14 protein-coding genes are annotated in these 16,246 nt (G+C 60.9%); 8 read left to right on the forward strand and 6 right to left on the reverse strand.

The genetic code is table 11. From position 1 onward, the window contains the following. The first annotated feature begins 2 nt into the window (after window positions 1–2). The 3 genes from FJ319_02755 to FJ319_02765 are packed head-to-tail and all read left to right on the forward strand — an operon-like array spanning window position 3 to window position 1,622. Window positions 3–839: an SDR family oxidoreductase gene (locus FJ319_02755; GenBank protein ID MBM3933213.1), complete on the forward strand. Its 837-nt coding sequence runs from the start codon at window positions 3–5 to the stop codon at window positions 837–839. A gap of 58 nt (window positions 840–897) precedes the next feature. Beyond that, window positions 898–1,173, forward strand: coding sequence for a hypothetical protein (locus FJ319_02760; GenBank protein MBM3933214.1), 276 nt, complete (start codon window positions 898–900; stop codon window positions 1,171–1,173). A gap of 14 nt (window positions 1,174–1,187) precedes the next feature. Beyond that, a complete protein-coding gene (locus tag FJ319_02765; GenBank protein ID MBM3933215.1) occupies window positions 1,188–1,622 on the forward strand; it encodes a helix-turn-helix domain-containing protein in 435 nt (144 codons plus the stop codon). A gap of 8 nt (window positions 1,623–1,630) precedes the next feature. On the opposite strand, the gene FJ319_02770 is transcribed toward FJ319_02765, so the two are convergent. The 6 genes from FJ319_02770 to FJ319_02795 form a co-directional block, all read right to left on the reverse strand. After that, entirely contained in the window at window positions 1,631–2,773 is a 1,143-nt protein-coding gene (locus tag FJ319_02770) for a Gfo/Idh/MocA family oxidoreductase (protein MBM3933216.1), read from the reverse strand. 18 nt (window positions 2,774–2,791) lie between these two features. Then, window positions 2,792–3,964: a Gfo/Idh/MocA family oxidoreductase gene (locus FJ319_02775; GenBank protein MBM3933217.1), complete on the reverse strand. Its 1,173-nt coding sequence runs from the start codon at window positions 3,962–3,964 to the stop codon at window positions 2,792–2,794. Window positions 3,965–3,967: 3 nt separating this feature from the next. Beyond that, window positions 3,968–4,684: an alpha/beta hydrolase gene (locus tag FJ319_02780; protein ID MBM3933218.1), complete on the reverse strand. Its 717-nt coding sequence runs from the start codon at window positions 4,682–4,684 to the stop codon at window positions 3,968–3,970. A 195-nt stretch (window positions 4,685–4,879) separates the two neighbouring features. Continuing rightward, on the reverse strand, window positions 4,880–5,686 hold the full coding sequence (locus FJ319_02785) for a tetratricopeptide repeat protein (GenBank protein ID MBM3933219.1): 807 nt from the start codon (window positions 5,684–5,686) through the stop codon (window positions 4,880–4,882). Between the two features lie 123 nt (window positions 5,687–5,809). Beyond that, a complete protein-coding gene (locus FJ319_02790; GenBank protein MBM3933220.1) occupies window positions 5,810–7,756 on the reverse strand; it encodes a hypothetical protein in 1,947 nt (648 codons plus the stop codon). A 359-nt stretch (window positions 7,757–8,115) separates the two neighbouring features. Next, window positions 8,116–8,352 (reverse strand): DUF433 domain-containing protein, encoded by a 237-nt coding sequence (locus tag FJ319_02795; protein ID MBM3933221.1) that lies wholly within the window; start codon window positions 8,350–8,352, stop codon window positions 8,116–8,118. 111 nt (window positions 8,353–8,463) lie between these two features. Here FJ319_02795 and FJ319_02800 point away from each other — a divergent pair, with 111 nt between their 5' ends. The 5 genes from FJ319_02800 (at window position 8,464) to FJ319_02820 (ending at window position 16,127) form a co-directional block, all read left to right on the forward strand. Then, window positions 8,464–9,654 (forward strand): Gfo/Idh/MocA family oxidoreductase, encoded by a 1,191-nt coding sequence (locus FJ319_02800; protein ID MBM3933222.1) that lies wholly within the window; start codon window positions 8,464–8,466, stop codon window positions 9,652–9,654. Window positions 9,655–9,729: 75 nt separating this feature from the next. Beyond that, window positions 9,730–11,199 carry a DUF4976 domain-containing protein gene (locus FJ319_02805; protein ID MBM3933223.1) on the forward strand — a complete coding sequence of 490 codons (1,470 nt, stop codon included), beginning with the start codon at window positions 9,730–9,732 and terminating at the stop codon, window positions 11,197–11,199. A gap of 6 nt (window positions 11,200–11,205) precedes the next feature. Continuing rightward, entirely contained in the window at window positions 11,206–12,678 is a 1,473-nt protein-coding gene (locus FJ319_02810) for a hypothetical protein (protein ID MBM3933224.1), read from the forward strand. Window positions 12,679–12,693: 15 nt separating this feature from the next. After that, on the forward strand, window positions 12,694–14,238 hold the full coding sequence (locus FJ319_02815; protein MBM3933225.1) for a hypothetical protein: 1,545 nt from the start codon (window positions 12,694–12,696) through the stop codon (window positions 14,236–14,238). Window positions 14,239–14,801: 563 nt separating this feature from the next. Continuing rightward, window positions 14,802–16,127 carry a DegT/DnrJ/EryC1/StrS family aminotransferase gene (locus FJ319_02820; protein MBM3933226.1) on the forward strand — a complete coding sequence of 442 codons (1,326 nt, stop codon included), beginning with the start codon at window positions 14,802–14,804 and terminating at the stop codon, window positions 16,125–16,127. Window positions 16,128–16,246: the final 119 nt, after the last annotated feature.

Raw genomic sequence — 16,246 nt, forward strand, 5'->3', positions numbered from 1 at the left:
CGATGTATGCTGTAGGCCGACCAATTTTACAGGAGTTGTCAGCAATGCTACTCGAAGGTAAGAAAGCACTCATTACTGGCTCCCGCCGCGGCATCGGCCGGGCAATGGCCTACGCGCTTGCGGCGGAAGGCGCGGATATCGGCATCAACGACGTTGAATTCGATGACAATGCCGCCGAGACCATAAGGACTATTGAGGGAATGGGCAGGATGGCCAGCTGGCACCTGGCGAACGTGGGCAAAGGCGCGGAGATCAACCGGATGATCGACGAATTCCTGGAGAAACATGGCCGGATCGACATCATGATCAACAATGCGGCGAAGAGTAAGAAGCAGCACTTCCTTGCCATCACGGAAGAGGACTGGGACACGGAGCTGGACGTGCAGTTAAAGGGCTACTTCATTGCGTCGCAGCGCGCGGCGAGGGAGATGGTCAAGAGCGGCAAGGGCGGGAGAATTATCTGCATCGGCAGCGTCATGGGGCTGCGCGCGTGGCCCCACAGCCTTGTCTACGGCGTTTGCAAGTCCGCCCTGACCCACATGGTGCAGTCCATGGCCGTGGACATGTCAGGGTACAACATCTCGGTCAACTGCATTGCGCCGGGGTATATCGACTCCCGCGTCCTTCCGCCGGAGCTTGAGCACATGCGCGGCGGGCCGGGTTATGCCGACTACTCCGTGCAGCGCCTCCCGTCGCGGCGCGGCGGCGTGCCTGAGGACATCGCGGGCGCGGCGGTCTTCCTTACCTCTCGCCTGGGGGAGTACGTGAACGGTCAAACGATCGTAGTGGACGGCGGCTTCCTGCCGTTGCCCGGCACCTGGGGCACGTGGGACTGGTAGGGGTCGCCTTATTCTATTGTGTGCGTTATAATAAGTGCTGGTGGAGCGTCGGTTGACCATGCGACAGTATGTCGACTTTGCGGGTTTGAAAATACTGATGACCGACGAGGCCGAGGCACATCTAAGGAACAGTCATCCTCAGGACGTTACGTATATAGATCTTGTTGGGGACGTCCTGGGCAAGCCAGACCTGGTTTTGCCAGATCCGAGGCCGAATGTGGTCCGATACTACGGCAGGGTCGATTCCAGCGGAAAACTTCTCCGAGTGGTTGTGAAGCGACTGCCGGAGGTAGCTTACATCGTTACCGTCTTCTCTACGTATCGGGCAAGATAATAACGAGGTGGTGGATGGAAAAGAAGGACGTTCGTGTCTGGTATCACCCTGAGCTGGACACCCTGGAAGTGCGATGGAGTGACAAAGATGGCGCTTACGCCAGTACTGCGGACGAGCGCGTTATGGAGTACGTCACCGACTCAGGTGAATCGTTGGGATTCATGATTGAAGGCGTTGGAGACATCGGCCAGTACGAGACGGTGTCGTTCCAGGTTGGCGCGAACACCAGCCCCCGCCTTGAGAACACGACGGTCGCCCACGCAGCCGAGATACTGAATGTAACGGAAGGCCGTGTCCGCCAGCTTTGTGCCGCGAGGAGGATCAAGGGCGCCTACAGGGCAGGTCGCGATTGGCTAATACCGTTGCCAATAGAAATGACACCAGGGGCGCGCGGCCGCGAAGGTGTTGCCGGTAAGAGACACGGTCCATCCAAGGCTAGTGCGTCGTAGCGAAGGGCCTAACCACCCTTCTTCATCGCCGCGATGCCTTCCATGTACTTGTCATGGCCATAGACTTCCTTCTTGTAGTTCCAGCGGCCGAACTCCGGGTACATCTTGAGGCTGCGGTCCTGCAGAGACAGCCTCACGGGTGCATTGCCGCGGCGCGCGGACTCGCGTAGCGCTATCGCAAGCTCGTACGCATTGCGCAGGCTTTCACCGGTGCTCAGGTTTAGCGGCGAGCCCGTGTCGAGATGGTCGATCAGTGTATTCACGCTGTGCTGCGTGCCCGGGGAAGGCACGCGCCAACCGTCCTGGTCAAAGTTATTGTTGTCCTTCTGCCGGAAGTCGGTAAACAGGTCCGGCACTTCCTTCAGCACGCCGCCTTCCAGCTTCTGGAGGTGGAGCCCCTTGATATCGTTGTAGAAGACGCCCTTGCTGCCGATTACCTCGATGGCGCCGGTCACGCCGGCGTGGCGCGGGCTGTGCTTCCCTAGTGAGAATGCTTCAAGGCCGTTCTTGAACCGGATATAGCCGCCCAGGCCGCCAAAGCCGGGCTTGCCGTTCCATGTATCCTCGTGGTCGCTCATCGGGTCGCCGGACGCCCAGCCCGTCACCCATTCGACATCCGAATCGAGGGCGAAATGGCGGGCCATTGCCAGGCCGTGGCAGCCGCCCTGTCCGTTCGGCTCGGGGATGGTAATGCTCTGGACCTCTCCTATCTCTCCAGCCTCGATCAACTGCTTGGCCTTCCAGTATTCGGGGTAGTTGCGCGGGACTATGCCACCGGCCAATGGGATACCGCGGGACTTGCACTCGGCGACCATGCGGTCGGCGTCCTCTAGAGTGCCTGCGAAAGGCTTCTCGCAGAAGACGGCCTTCACGCCCGCCTTCGCGGCTGCGACGACTGCGCCCGCATTCGCCCGCACGGGCAGAATGGGGAGGGCGATGTCTATTTTATCCTTCTTGAATAGCTCGTCGTACGACGAGTACCCGGCGCACTTGAACCATCTTGTCGCCACAGCGAGGTTCTCGGGGTCCGTGTCCGCAATTGCAACAACCTCGCACCTGGGGTGCATGGCGTAGGCGCGGGCGTGCTGGATGCCCATGTGGCCGGCGCCAATCAGGGCCACTCGGTATTTGGGGCTCGATTTCGTCGCCATTTGACTCCTGTCCGTGTGCTATTTTGCCGGGGCGTCTATCTTCCGGGACATGATGTCCTTCATGTACTCTTCGCGCCCGTAAACATACTTCTTGAACTCCCAACGGGCCGTCACAGGGAACATGACCAGGCTGCGGTCCTCCAGCGGGAATTTTACCGGCGCGTGGCCCCTCCGATGCGACTCGCGCATGCCGATGCAGATCTCCAGGGCCTTGCGCAGGCTCTGGCCAGTGCTCATCCGGACTGGCTTGCCGGTATCGACAGCCTCAACGAGCGCGGCCACGCTCGCCAGCATACCGGGGGTGCAGTTCGCCCAGCCCTCTTCGTCGTACGACCGGCCCTTCAGGTTTCTATGGTCCTCAAAGACACCGGGCTGGTACTTCAGGTCCGCCAGAGTGCCCGGTTTGTAGTCGGCCTGAGCTTTGGCAATGTGCAGACCCTTGGAATCGCTCCAGATCACGCCCTTCGTGCCGATTACCTCGATGCCCTGGCCCTGCTCGCCGGCCTTGGACTTTACGCTCTCGCGGCGATGGCTGAAGAGCTCCACGCCGTTCTTGAATTTGACGAAGCCGCCGATGCCCTTCAGGTCGCCGTCTCCGTCTCCGTCGCTCATCGGGTCGCCGCCCACCCAGCCGGTGCACCACTCGGGATCGATGTCGTTGTTGAACATGAGCGCGAGGTTGAGGTTGTGGCACCCACCCTGGCCGTTGGGGTCGTAGATGTTGATGCTCTGGACATTGCCGATCTCGCCGGCGTTCACAAGGTCCTTGGCCTTCTGGTATTCGGGGTAGTTTCTGGGAATAACGCCCGCACCGAAGATAACGCCGTTCTTCTCACACTCGGCCACCATGCGGTCCGCGTCGGAGAGGCGGGCGGTCATCGGCTTATCGCAGAAGACTGCCTTGACGCCGGCCCTGGCCGAAGCGACCACTGCGTCGGCGTTGGCCTTCACAGGCAACACGGGGCCGACGATATCCAGCTTTTCCTTCCGGAACATTTCGTCATACGTGCTGTAGCCGGCGCATTCGAATCGCCGAGTGAAGATGTCAAGGTTCTCCTGGTCGGTGTCGGCCACGGCCACTACCTCGCACAGCGGATGCAGGTCGTACGCCCGCGCGTGGTGCGTGCCCATGCGGCCGCCGCCGATGATGGCGACCCTGTACTTCGCCGATTTGTTCTTGATCGTAAGCACCTCTCAGGCTGTTGCTCTGGCCTTCTTCTTCGGTCCTGGCTTCTTGGCAGGTCTGGTAGGGGAGCCGACCCGCTCGCCCATTTGCGTGACGAACTGGCGAGCGAGGTCGATCACATCGTCGGAAAGGGTCATGTGGTTGCGTCCCTGGTGCAGGGCGTAAGCGAACGGCGCCTTGACGCGGTTCAAGGCGTCTTCCATCTCCATCGCCTGCTGGATGGGGACTACGGGATCGTCGTCAGAGTGTATCATGAACAGCGGCCTGGTAGCCGCTGAGACGTGCCGCACAGGGGAGGCGTAGTCGAGCGAAATCTCCCAGCGCCGACCCGCCGGCATCCAGCCCGCGGCCCACGGCAGGGACCTGAGCTCGTAGGCCCCGGAGATACTGGCCGCGCCGGCGAACGAGTCGGGAAGCGACTCCCATCCCCCGGTCTTCTCGAAATCGCCGTTACCGAGTGTTGCCACCAGGGAAACGAGGTGGCCGCCGGCCTCGTGCCCGATAAGGAATATGCGGGAGGTATCGAGCGCGTAGACTGCTGCGTGGGCGTGCGCCCATCGCAAGGCGCACATGAGGTCCTGATAGCATGCCGGGGCAGGGGAGCCGGTCGCGAGGCGGTAATCGATGCGCATGGCGAAGAAGCCGAGGGAAGCCCATTGCTCCACGTCAATGGCGCTGCCGTCCAGGCGGCTGCCGGAGACCCATTTTCCGCCGTGAACGGAGATGACTCTACGGGATGAGGGCCGGGCCGGTCGGGTGCTGCGACATCAGCTATGAGCCCTGCGCCGTGCACGTATCCGTAGACTAGACTTGGCGTATAGAGAGATGGCTGCATGGGGACTCTCGAAAGCGGCCGGGCAAAGTGAAGGGCCTCTGGGAACACCAGAGGCCCTTAATATATCACCACATAACGCCGATTACTAACCGCCGCTGCCGGCGAGTTGCTCGGAAATCTCCTTGACCCTTGCCTTCACGGCTTCTATGCGGGCGTTAACAAAATCCGGCTGAAGGCCAAGCTGGATTGCTGTCTGGGCGTCCCTGTCCGCCTGGGTGTTGCGGCCTGTGGCCGCGTATGCCATGGCGCGGCTAACGTACGCGTTAGCCATATCCGGCGCAAGCTTGATCGCTTCGTTGAAGTGGCCAAGCGCCTGTGGGAACTGGTCGAGCTTCAGGTACATGCTGCCCCGGTTGTAGTAGGTCTCCGCCGACTTCGGGTTGAGGCGGAGGGCCTCGCCGAAGTCCTCGACCGCCGCGGCGTAGTCGCCAATGCTGTCATAGGCAGTACCGCGATTCAGGTAACCGGCCGGGTTGGTCGGCGCCAGTCGGATAGCCTGATCAAAGTCCAGGAGGGCCATAGCTGGCACCCCGGCCATCATAAAGGCCTTTGCGCGCTGGGAATAGTACTCTGCGTTGTTGGGGTCGAGGCTGATCGCTTTTTCGTAGTCCGGCATCGCCATCGCGCCCGCGCCGACATCCATAAAGACGTTGCCGCGCTCCTTATAAGCGTCGGCAAATTCGGGGTTGAATTTGATCGCGCCTGACAATTTGTCGAGCGCCTGCTCGAGGCGTCCCTGCTGGCGCAGGAGGAGCCCTTGCTCGTACGCCTTCTGGGCGGCCTCGAGGTCAACCGCGCCGGCCGGCGTTGCACCGTTCTTCTCGCAGGCCGTCGCCGAAAGCGATAAGGCGGCCAACAAGACGACAATCAATATGGCTAAAGTTCTTTGCATACGAGAATCACCTGGATGTTAGCTGGCGGCATCCCGCCGCCATCTAATGAACACTACGTTTACGGCCCGCCGTCGGTTCTCTTCGAGTGTATTATTCCGTAGCGCACGCGTCAAATAAGACAGCTACTGGAATGGCGACGGAATCGCATCACCATGCCACGGGAACGCGTACGATGGCTTTGCGCTGTGTCGCTTCAGGCCGGCCTCCACCCGTATTGCTGTGGAGGGCGGAAGCTGGACGGAGAAGTACTTCGAGTCCACCGGCACGACGCTTACACTATCTGAAACGCCCTCGCCATGCCGAAGGTTTGTAAAACGGTGCTCACAGAAAGCTCCGGCCTGCACGATAACGCTGCGCGACGCGGTCGGGCTCGTGTTGACAAGCTGAAGGCCCACAACGTCCGGGCCCAGCTTGTCAACCAGCGCGGCCACGTCCTCCGGCAGTCCCGGGCGCTGGCGGTCCTGGTCGTGGTAGCGCACCGTGGCCCGCAGCAGTCCGCCGTTATATATGGCCTGTGGGGTTCCGGTCGTGACCATGGTGAGGCCCTTGGTGAAGACCGGGTTCTGAGAACTGTCGTTCTTCGCGATCTGCGTATCCACATCGGAATTGTCGTTGCGGATGTAGTTCGTCGCCTTCAAAGCCATCTCCAGATCGGAAGCAAGCATCTTCTCCGGCCACGTGGGGTTCAGTCCATCGTAGTACTGGAACCGCGCTCTCTCGCACTGACCGCCGCCCTTCTCGTGCTCTGGCGGCTGGCTGTTCCAATCTATTCGGACGTCGCCTGCGCGGACGGCCTTGCAGAAGTCGTAGTCTTCTTTGGACATTGTCGCGTGATACAGGTGCGCGACCTCCTGGAATCGCATGGGGTACAGCTCGTTTGAGAAGTAGTAGTTCTGCCAGCCCTTCGAGCCGTAGACGGTATAAATGACGTGCTGGCCATCCTTGTCCTTGTGGCCGTTGTTGAAGAGCGTCTTCACGAGGGAGCGCAGTATCTCCGTGTAGCCGTAGTAGCCTGACAGGAGCAAGGCGCACTCAGCGGCGATAGTGGCGGAGTGGAGCATGTTGCTGGCGCCCTGGTAGTGGCTCCAGCCATAGATGCCGCCCCAGAACTGGCCGTTCCGGTGCTCGCCGATTTTGCCGGTGAGGCCGAGGTTGTCGGGGAGGATGCCGTTGTTCTGGCGTGTGCGGTCGATCCACATCTGCGTGTAGTCCAGTACCCACTGCTTGTACTTGTCGTCGCCTGTGTACAGGTACGCGTTAGTGACCAGCGCAGTCGCGGCAAGGTTGTTGGAGCTGTCTCCGTTCAGGAGTATGTGGTCTATCAGCTTCATCACTTCTGCCCGACGCTCGGGAGTTTCAAACCATTCAAGCTCCAGGTTCGGCATGATGGGATCGAGGCTGGCGTATTTGTATATGCCCTGCTTGTATTGGCCTCCACCGACGGCGCGCTCGATTAGCCATTCCTCCACCCATTGCTCGGATGCCTTTAGATACGGCCCCTGGCTGCTGCAGAAGATTGAGCGGAGCACCCCGTGCTTTTTGTCGTAGTTAGGCGCCTGAGGGTCATCCCCCGTGAACATCGCGGCGAAGCGCTTCGCCCTCCGAACGTTCTCTGAGATAGTTGGGTCCGCTACGCCGAAGTCATAGAAGGCCATATTGCCTTCGCCCATGTGGTGCCATTCGCAGCCCAGCGGTTTGGCGTAGTTGTAGTACTCGTTGTGTATCTGCGGCCGCATCTCGCCGTAGGACTTGCCGTGGTAGTAGTTGTAGTGCTTCTTGCGGTTGAGGTGGCTGTCGTCGCAGAACCGCGTCGTGGCGTTCCATTCCTGCAGGGCGAGGTCCAGAATGCGCGAGCTGCCGCCAAGCGCGTAGAAGAGCCCCCAGTTGTAGCACATCTCGTAGTGGTCATCCACGTCGTCGGCATAGAGCCAGTTACCGGGCCGCTCGGTGTACTTGTCCACCATCATCGGCGCGGCCTCTTCCATCGTGCGGATAAGCTCGCGCTCCAGTAGCGCCCAGCCGGGCGGGGGAGCGATCTTCGTGGCCTTTAGAGTGGCCATCTGTGGCATGGAGACGCGTGTCTTTGCGGGCATTCGGTACCTCGGTGAAATTCGATCGGCCAGGCAAGCCGCCCTACGCTATATTCGAAAAGGGTCTGGGTAGAATAGGGAGTGGATGTCAGGAAACCGGCAACATCCGGGTACGGATACGGTTGTCTTCGATCGAAATGATCGCTCCTGCGTCTATTGCGTCCTCGATTGACGGCAAGACGCCGCCGAGCAGGATGTTTACTTCTTCGACGACGGACGAGGTGAGTCTGAGGGAGAGGAATTGTTGGGCATAATTGAATCCACCCGCACTATGTCATGGCCGAGAGAACGGACGAATTCCACCGTTCTGGGCGAGATATGCATGTCCGCAAGGAGCCTCATGCGACTCCGCGGCTCATTTCCCTGGCCAGCCACGCGCCATACCGCGCCGCCTGGAGGACATCCTCTTTCTCTAGTTCGGGGTACTCCCGGACAATGTCCTCAGCGGAATATCCGTTGCCGATGAGCTTGAGCACGAAATCGACCGTGATCCGCATTCCGCGAATCGTCGGCCGCCCATTAGAGACCTTGGGGTCAACCGTAATTCGGTCAAGCATCGCAGAATCACCGCCCATTCAGGATAGCCTTTCTGGGTTATCTTAACAGAATGTAACCTCACTTCTAAAGCTCCGAAACAAGTGGTATCCTTCCGTTGTAAATTTCATGACCGGACCGTGGAGGAGTCGATGGCCGCAAGGAACTCGGTTGCCACCGTTGGCGCGGCGATCATCGGCAGCGGTTTTGCCGCTCGGTTTCACGTTGAGAACTACAAGCGCGTGCACGGCGTGGATGTGCGACTCGTAGGGGTGTACAGCCGCCGTGCCGAGGCATCGGCAGAGTTTGCCAAGAAGCACGGCTTTAAGAAGACTTACGGCAGTCTTGAGGAGCTGCTGAAGGACCCGGCCGTAGACCTGGTGGACGCCTGCATACCTAACCATCTCCACGAGGAGATGGGCCTTAAGGCCCTGGGCGCCGGCAAGCACGTCGTAATCGAAAAGCCCTTCAGCGGCTCATTCACCCCCGGCAAGGACGAGAAGGGCTGGCAGCGCTGCCTGGACGAGGCGCTCTCCAGCGCGGACAAGCTGGTTGCCGCCGAGAGGAAGTCCGGCAAGCGCATCCTTTATGGCGAGAACTGGGTCTACGCGCCCGGTATACAGAAGGCCAACCGGCTGCTAGCTTCCGCCGAGACGCCCATCCTCCGCATGGTCGGCGAAGAGTCGCACCACGGCACCCACTCCGCATACGGCATGCAGTGGAAGACCTCCGGCGGCGGCAGTCTTTATATGAAGGGCGTGCACCCGCTCGGCGGCGCGATCTATCTTAAACACAAAGAGGGCATGCGCCGCACCGGCAAGCCGGTCAGGCCGTCGTGGGTCGTCGGCACGGTCGCCAATCTGACGCATAGCGACGCCTTCGCCGCTGAGACCGCGCACGTCATCCGCACAGGCTGGACTGACTGCGAGGACTGGGGCACGATGGTGCTGGGTTTCGACGACGGCACGGTGGCGCAGATCACCGCTGCGGACACCGTTGTCGGCGGTGTGCAGAACGTCCTGGCTATATACGCCGGCCGCACGACAATCAATGTCAACATTAACCCCAACAACGCCGTCGTAGCCTACTCGCCGGACGCCGAGGCGTTCTCCCGCGAGTACATCCGCGAGAAGGTGGAAACGACCGCAGGATGGCAGTTCACCAACCCGGACGAGGACTGGATGAATGGATTCCCGCACGAGATGCAGGACTTCGTTGAATCGGTTGCGACCGGCCGCGAGCCGGAGTCCGGAAGCATGCTCGGCCGCGACGTGGTGGCCGCCGTCTACTCGGCGTACCTGTCCGCCCACACCGGCAGCAGGCGCGTGGAGATAAAGAGCTAGAGCCAAGACCATGTAGTGGCACAGCATGCTGTTCCACTACATGGTTTTGATCACGAGGGAGACCAGGAGACGAGAGTGCCCAAGCGCAGGCCAAATCTTCTCTTCATCATCACCGACCAGCAGCGGCCGGATACGATGGCCTGCTATGGCAACGACATCATCCAGACGCCGAACGTCAACGCGCTGGCCCGGGACAGCTTCGTCTTCCAGCACGGTTACGTGAGCCAACCGGTCTGCGTCCCGTCGCGCTCCACCATCATGACCGGCCTGTACCCGCACACCAACGGCTGTACGTCGAACAACACCGTCCTCTCTCCCCGGGTCAAAACGATGGGAGAGCTTACGTCCGATAGCTATCGCAAGGGGTACCACGGCAAGCGGCAGCTCGGGGACGAGCGGACACCCAAGCGCGGCTTCACGGACTACCGCGCGATTGAGGACGGCTACCACAAGCACAAGACCTTTGAGCACGACCCCAACGAGATCAGCCACTACGCCCAGTTCCTTATGGACAACGGCCGAATCGAGGGCCGCCTGGAGTCCGACGATGAGGGTATGGGACCGGGACGAGAAATCGCGTCATCGGTGCCGGAAGAGTTCACGAAGGCCGCTTTTCTCGGAAATGAGGCCGTGCGATTCATCAGGGAGAGCGGCAACCAGCCGTTTATCCTCTACACCAGCTTCCTTGAGCCGCGTCCGCCATACAACGGCCCACTAAACGACATGTATCCTCGGAACAACCTTCAGACCGGACCCACATTCCTGAAGCCGCCCCCAGCAAATGCTTCGATGCGGAACAGAATGCTGGCGTGGTATTACCAGGAGAATGGGTATCGCGGGAAGCCTCTCAGGTCGGAAGCAGACTGGCTTGACCTGCGCGCCCGGTATTGGGGCCTCGTTACGCTCGTTGACCTACAAATCGGGAGAATCGTGCGCGCTCTCGAGGAGTCCGGGCAGGCAGATAACACAATCATTGTCCACACCAGCGACCACGGGGACATGCTGGGCGATCACTCCATTCTCGTGAAGACAGTGCTCTATGAGGCGTCTGTCAAGGTGCCGTACATCATCCGCGTGCCGTGGCTCGGGAATGGCCGCATGGTCCCGGGCAGGGTCTCGAACGTCGATTTCGTTCCCACGCTGCTGGACTTGATGGCCGAGGAGATACCTGACAACATCCAGGGCAATTCGCTTGTGCCCGTGATGCAGGGCAGAAAGACTCTGGCGGAAAACGACGTCGTCGTGCAATGGAACCGCGGAAGCGAAAAGCTCAAGGGGCTACCGGCGGACAAGGTCTCTCTGGAGCGAGCGAAGGCGCTGTCCGCCCTCCCATGGCGGTCGTACGTCACCGCAGATAACTGGAAGCTCAACCTCGCGGACGGCGACCAGTGCGAGCTCTACGACCTGAACACTGACCCGCACGAAATGGACAACAAGTTCAACGACCCGAAATACGACGGCAGGGTCAAGGACATGGCCCAGCGCCTGCACAGGTGGCAGGAGCGCACAGGGGACGACGCCAAGGTCCACCCCGAAGGGCTCTGATCGACGATGGCGAAGCGCAGACCGAACCTCCTGTTCATTATGACCGACCAGCAGCGCCCTGACACGATGGCCTGCTACGGCAACAAAGTCATCCGGACGCCCAACCTCGATGCCCTAGCTTCCGGCAGTTTAGTCTTCGAGCACGGCTACGTCACGCAGCCGGTCTGCACGCCATCACGATCATCCATCATGACTGGACTCTATCCGCACACCAATGGATGCACCTCCAACGAGACCGTCCTGGATGCCGGCATCAAGACCATGGGCGAGCTTGCGTGGGCCGGGTACACGAAGGGCTACCACGGCAAATGGCAGCTTGGCGACGAACGAACGCCCAAGCGCGGGTTTACCGACTGGCGCTCGATGGAGGACGGCTACGGCGAGTTCGACACTCACGAGCACGATGCCAATGAGGTCAGCGACTACCACAAGTTCCTGGTCGCGCACGGCTTCACCCCGAAGGAAAAGAAGAGCGGCAGCGAGAAGAAGATATTCTCAAGGAAGACATCTTCCACGATGCCGGAGCAGTACACCAAGGCCGCTTTCCTGGGCAACGAGGCGGTGCGTTTCCTCAAGGAAACCGGTGACCGCCCGTTCATCCTTTACACAAGCTTTCTCGAGCCTCACGCGCCTTTCAACGGGCCGCTCAACGACATGTACCCTCGCGATAACCTTAACACCGGCCCTGCGTTCCTCAGGCCGCCGCCCGCCGACGCCTCAATCAGAAACCGCATGATGGCGGCGCACTGGAGGGAGAAGGGTCACAGCGGGCAGGATCTTACGACCGAGGCCGGCTGGAGGGAGATTCGGGCGCGCTATTTTGGCCTTGTGACGCTGGTCGACCGCCAGGTCGGGCGCATTATGCGCGCGCTTGACGAGACGGGCCAGGCGGACAACACGATCGTCGTCTACACGAGCGACCACGGCGACATGCAGGGAGACCATTGCCTCCTCACGAAGACGGTGCTGTACGAGGAGGCGGTGAAGGTGCCGTACATTATTCGCGCGCCGTGGATAGGCAATGGCAAGGTGCCCGGGCGCGTGTCGAACATCGACCTTGTGCCAACGCTGCTTGAATTGATGGGTGAGGATGCGCCCGCGAACTTGCATGGCAAGAGCCTCGTACCCGTTATGAAAGGCAAGAAGACCCTGGCGGACAACGACGTGGTGGTGCAGTGGAGCGACAATTTCAAAGACCGCTCAGGACAGTCGTCTGCGGAGTTCCCGCCGGACGTCGTCAGCCGCGTCTCGGCGGCCCCATGGCGCAGCATAGTTACGGGCGATAACTGGAAGCTCAATCTGTCGGCGGACGACCAGCCGGAGCTTTACGACCTGAACACCGACCCACACGAGCTGGACAACAAGTTCGACGACCCGGCCCAGAAGCCCCGAATCCGCGCCATGGCCGCGCGGGTCGGCGAGTGGCAGGCCAGGAATGGGGACACGGTCAATGTTTTTCCGGCCGGCGTCATAGCATAGGAATCGGAGGGAGTGATGGTAGTCAAGACGAAATTGTCGCTGAACACAACGCCAGGGACGCACGTACTGTTCCTGGATATGCAGGAGATCGCAGCGACGAAAGGCGTCGTTCAGGCGATGTGCGAGGCCAAGAAGCATCCGCTCAACCCCGTCATCCCCCTCGGCGACCTCCACGAGTGGGACTCCATGCGCGCCTCTCCGTGGGCGATGCGGTCGGCGATCTACGACAAGGATGAGAAGATATTCAAGTTCTGGTACGGCGGCAAGTCCGCCGGCGGCCCGCACCGCGCCGGATACGCGCTCAGCGAGGACGGGGTCCACAGGGAGAAGCCCAACATGGGCCTCCACGAGTGGGGCGGCAACAAGAACAACAACATCCTCTTCGGCGGCCTGGGCTCGATCATGAAGGACTACGGCGAGCCCGATCCAGCCAAGAGGTACAAGGCCCTCGTGAAGACCTCCATCGAGGGCGAGGCCGAAGGCCCCTCCCGGATGGGGTACTCGGCGGACGGCATTCACTGGGACTTCAACACGTTTCTGGATATGAACAGGATGCTCTCTCCTCAGAGCCTCGGCCTGAAGCAGAAGTACGCCAGCCCCTGCGCGCTCGTCCGCGACGACCAGGCCACCGACCCCAACCGCCGCTACCAGGCGTGGTGGATGTCCGTCGGCAAGACCCAGAAGCCTGAGCTGCCCGGCAAGGAGTGGGTGAGGACGAAGTCGCTTGCGTTCAGCCCGGACGCACTCAACTGGACCTCCGCCCGCACCAACCCCGCCATGAACCCGGAGGACGGTGCTGAGATGGAAAACCACTTCCTCATGGCGTTCCCGTATCGAGGCTACTACGTCATGTTCTACGAGCACGGTTGGTACTCGAACAATCGCTTCGGCGGAAAGTACGGCACGTACTGTTCCGACCTACGCCTGGCCGTCTCCCGAGACGGCGAGAACTACACCCGCATCCTGGCGGACCAGAAGGTCGTCGCGCGCGGAAAGCATGGGGAATGGGACAGCGGGTTCATGGTACCGGCCGACCAGCCCGTCATGAAGGACGACACGATATACATCTACTACGGCCGCAGCGATGATAGCTACCCCGGCTTTGCCGGCGACCAGACGCACTTCTATGCACAGACCCTTCCCGGAGACAGGCGCCTTAACCAGACCGGCCTTGCGACGCTGACTCTTGACCGCATCACCTGCCTGCGGTCATTCGACGGGGAGATGCCTGGCTGGGCGGTCACGCAGCCCATAGAAGTGGTGAGCCCGGCCAACACCCGGCTCATCCTGAATGTGAGCGAGGCCATTCCAAACCGTAGCTGGGTCGACGTTGAGGTGCTCGACACGGCGACGATGGAGCCCATCCCCGGCTATACGAGAAACGAATGCAGGCCCCTGGCCAGGGATGGCATACGCATGCCGGTCCAGTGGGAGTCAGAGGCGACGCTCGCAGGAGTCAAGGCGGGCAGGATAGCCCTTAAGTTCGGCATTTACGGCAACGCCAAGCTGCATTCGTTCACGTTCGCGGAAGTTGCAATGAACCCGCGTCAAATTCCATAGGCTTAGGACGGCGGTTACGTACCTTGAGGCGCATCACGCCCTTTCAGGGCTTGAGAGCTTATCGATTCAGTTCCCAGGGCTCCGCACCTCAGCAAAGCCTTCGGTGCTGCACCCTGGGCTTAACCATTTCGGCCCTTCGGGCCTGAAAACGCAGAAACGTCGGACTTCTCCGACCGCGTTCAGAGTCCTAACGATTTCGGGTCAGAAGGCGCAGCTCCGAACAGGGATCCGGGGCGGAGCCCCAAAGTCTGCGGGAGTCCAGAGGGCGAAGACCCTTGCCGGGGTCTGAGGCGGAGCCCCAGGGTCTTCGGGAGTCCAGAGGGCGAAGCCCTTTGGGAGGGCGTGGGACGCAGTCCCACATTCTTTCTTCTTCCCCTTCCGCCAAAAGCAGGAAGGGGTCAGGGGATGGTCCGAGGACCTTCCAGCGCGGGGGATTCCATTTAAGGCAACGCGCCGACAGGGGCGGGGCCGTCCGGTCTGACGGGCAGTCCCCGATTAACAGATGCGGCGGCGGGGCAATTTCGGTGTATCATGTACGCGCTTGAGCAATCGAAGGTATACACATGGCAGAACAGCTAGCAATTCTGGGCGGCAAGCTGGCGATCACACTCGACCACAAGGACTTCTCCCAGTGGCCCATCTATGGCGAAGAGGAGGTTGAGGTCGTCTCGAAGCTGATTCGCGAGGACAAGCTCTCCAGTTCGCACCCCGACCCCGAAGGGCCGATAGTAAAGCTTGAGCAGGCGATCATGAAGCGGTGGGGCGTCAAGCACGCGCTCGCCCACTCCAGCGGCACAGCCGCTCTCAGGGCGGCCCTCTTCGGCGTCGGCGTCCTCCCGGGCGACGAGGTCATCGTGCAATCCGCCGTGCATCCTTTCAACTGCCTGCCTATCATCGGCTGCGATGCCGTGCCTGTATTTGCCGACATCGAGCCCAATGGCCTGACGCTCGACCCGAAGGACGTTGAGCGCAAGATAACGCCGCGCACGAAAGCGATCATGGTCGTGCACTGGCACGGCATGCCGGCGGACATGGACGCCATAATGGCCATCGCCAGGAAGCACAATCTCAAGGTTGTCGAGGACAACTGCGTATCGCAGGGCACCACGCATCGCGGCCGCATGTGCGGCACCATCGGCGACGCGGGCGCAATCAGCCTGCAGGACGGCAAGCTCACCTCCGCCGGCGAGGGCGGCGTTTTCATGACGAACGACGACGAGGTCTATATGAGGGCCGCGAGCCTGGGGCACTACGAGCGCCTGCGCGAGTTCGACTACCCCAAGTGGCAGGGCGTGTCGGGGTTCAGCTTCGGCGAGAAGTACAGGATCGCGACGATCACCGCCGCGATTGGCGTCGTCCAGATGAAGTACTGGAGCGAAAGGTTCGAAGTCCGGCGCGAGAACGGGCGCAAGCTGGGCCGCGCCATCTCCGAGATAAACGGCTTCTCTGCCCCGCCTGTCCCTGACTATGTGGAGTCTCCCTATGACCGCGGGAACATCGTTTTCGACCCGAAGAAGCTCGGCGGAATCACGCGTGAAAAGCTCATCAAGGCGCTTCAAGCCGAGGGTGCCAAGGTATCCTCACCCGCCCGCAAGGACACGCGCATCCCGCACACCAACCTGGTCCGCGCGCTGCACATGCACCCCGTGTTCGCCGGAAATGAGCACGGCACCGGCGACATCCTGTGGGAGGTCCTTGGTACGCCGGAGAAGGACAGGCCCAAGTACGGCAAGGGCACGCTGCCAGTGACCGAGGACATGGAGCTGCCGTACAACACGGTCCACCTCCCTATCATGACCAAGCCTGCCGATCCGCTTATAGCCCAGTACGAGAAGGCCTTCGACAAGGTGGCCATGAACGCGAAGGATCTGGCGAAGGCGAGCATCTAACGGCCAGGCCCACTGTCATTTCGGGCATATTTGCAGAAAATGTGTGATCAGCGTGGTACAAGGTAAAAGTACCAAGTGAAATACTGATAGCGATTGTTCGTGCTCAGTCCCCTGTGCTG

The organism is SAR202 cluster bacterium (assembly GCA_016872355.1).
Classification (GTDB): Bacteria; Chloroflexota; Dehalococcoidia; order Lucifugimonadales; family VGZY01; genus VGZY01.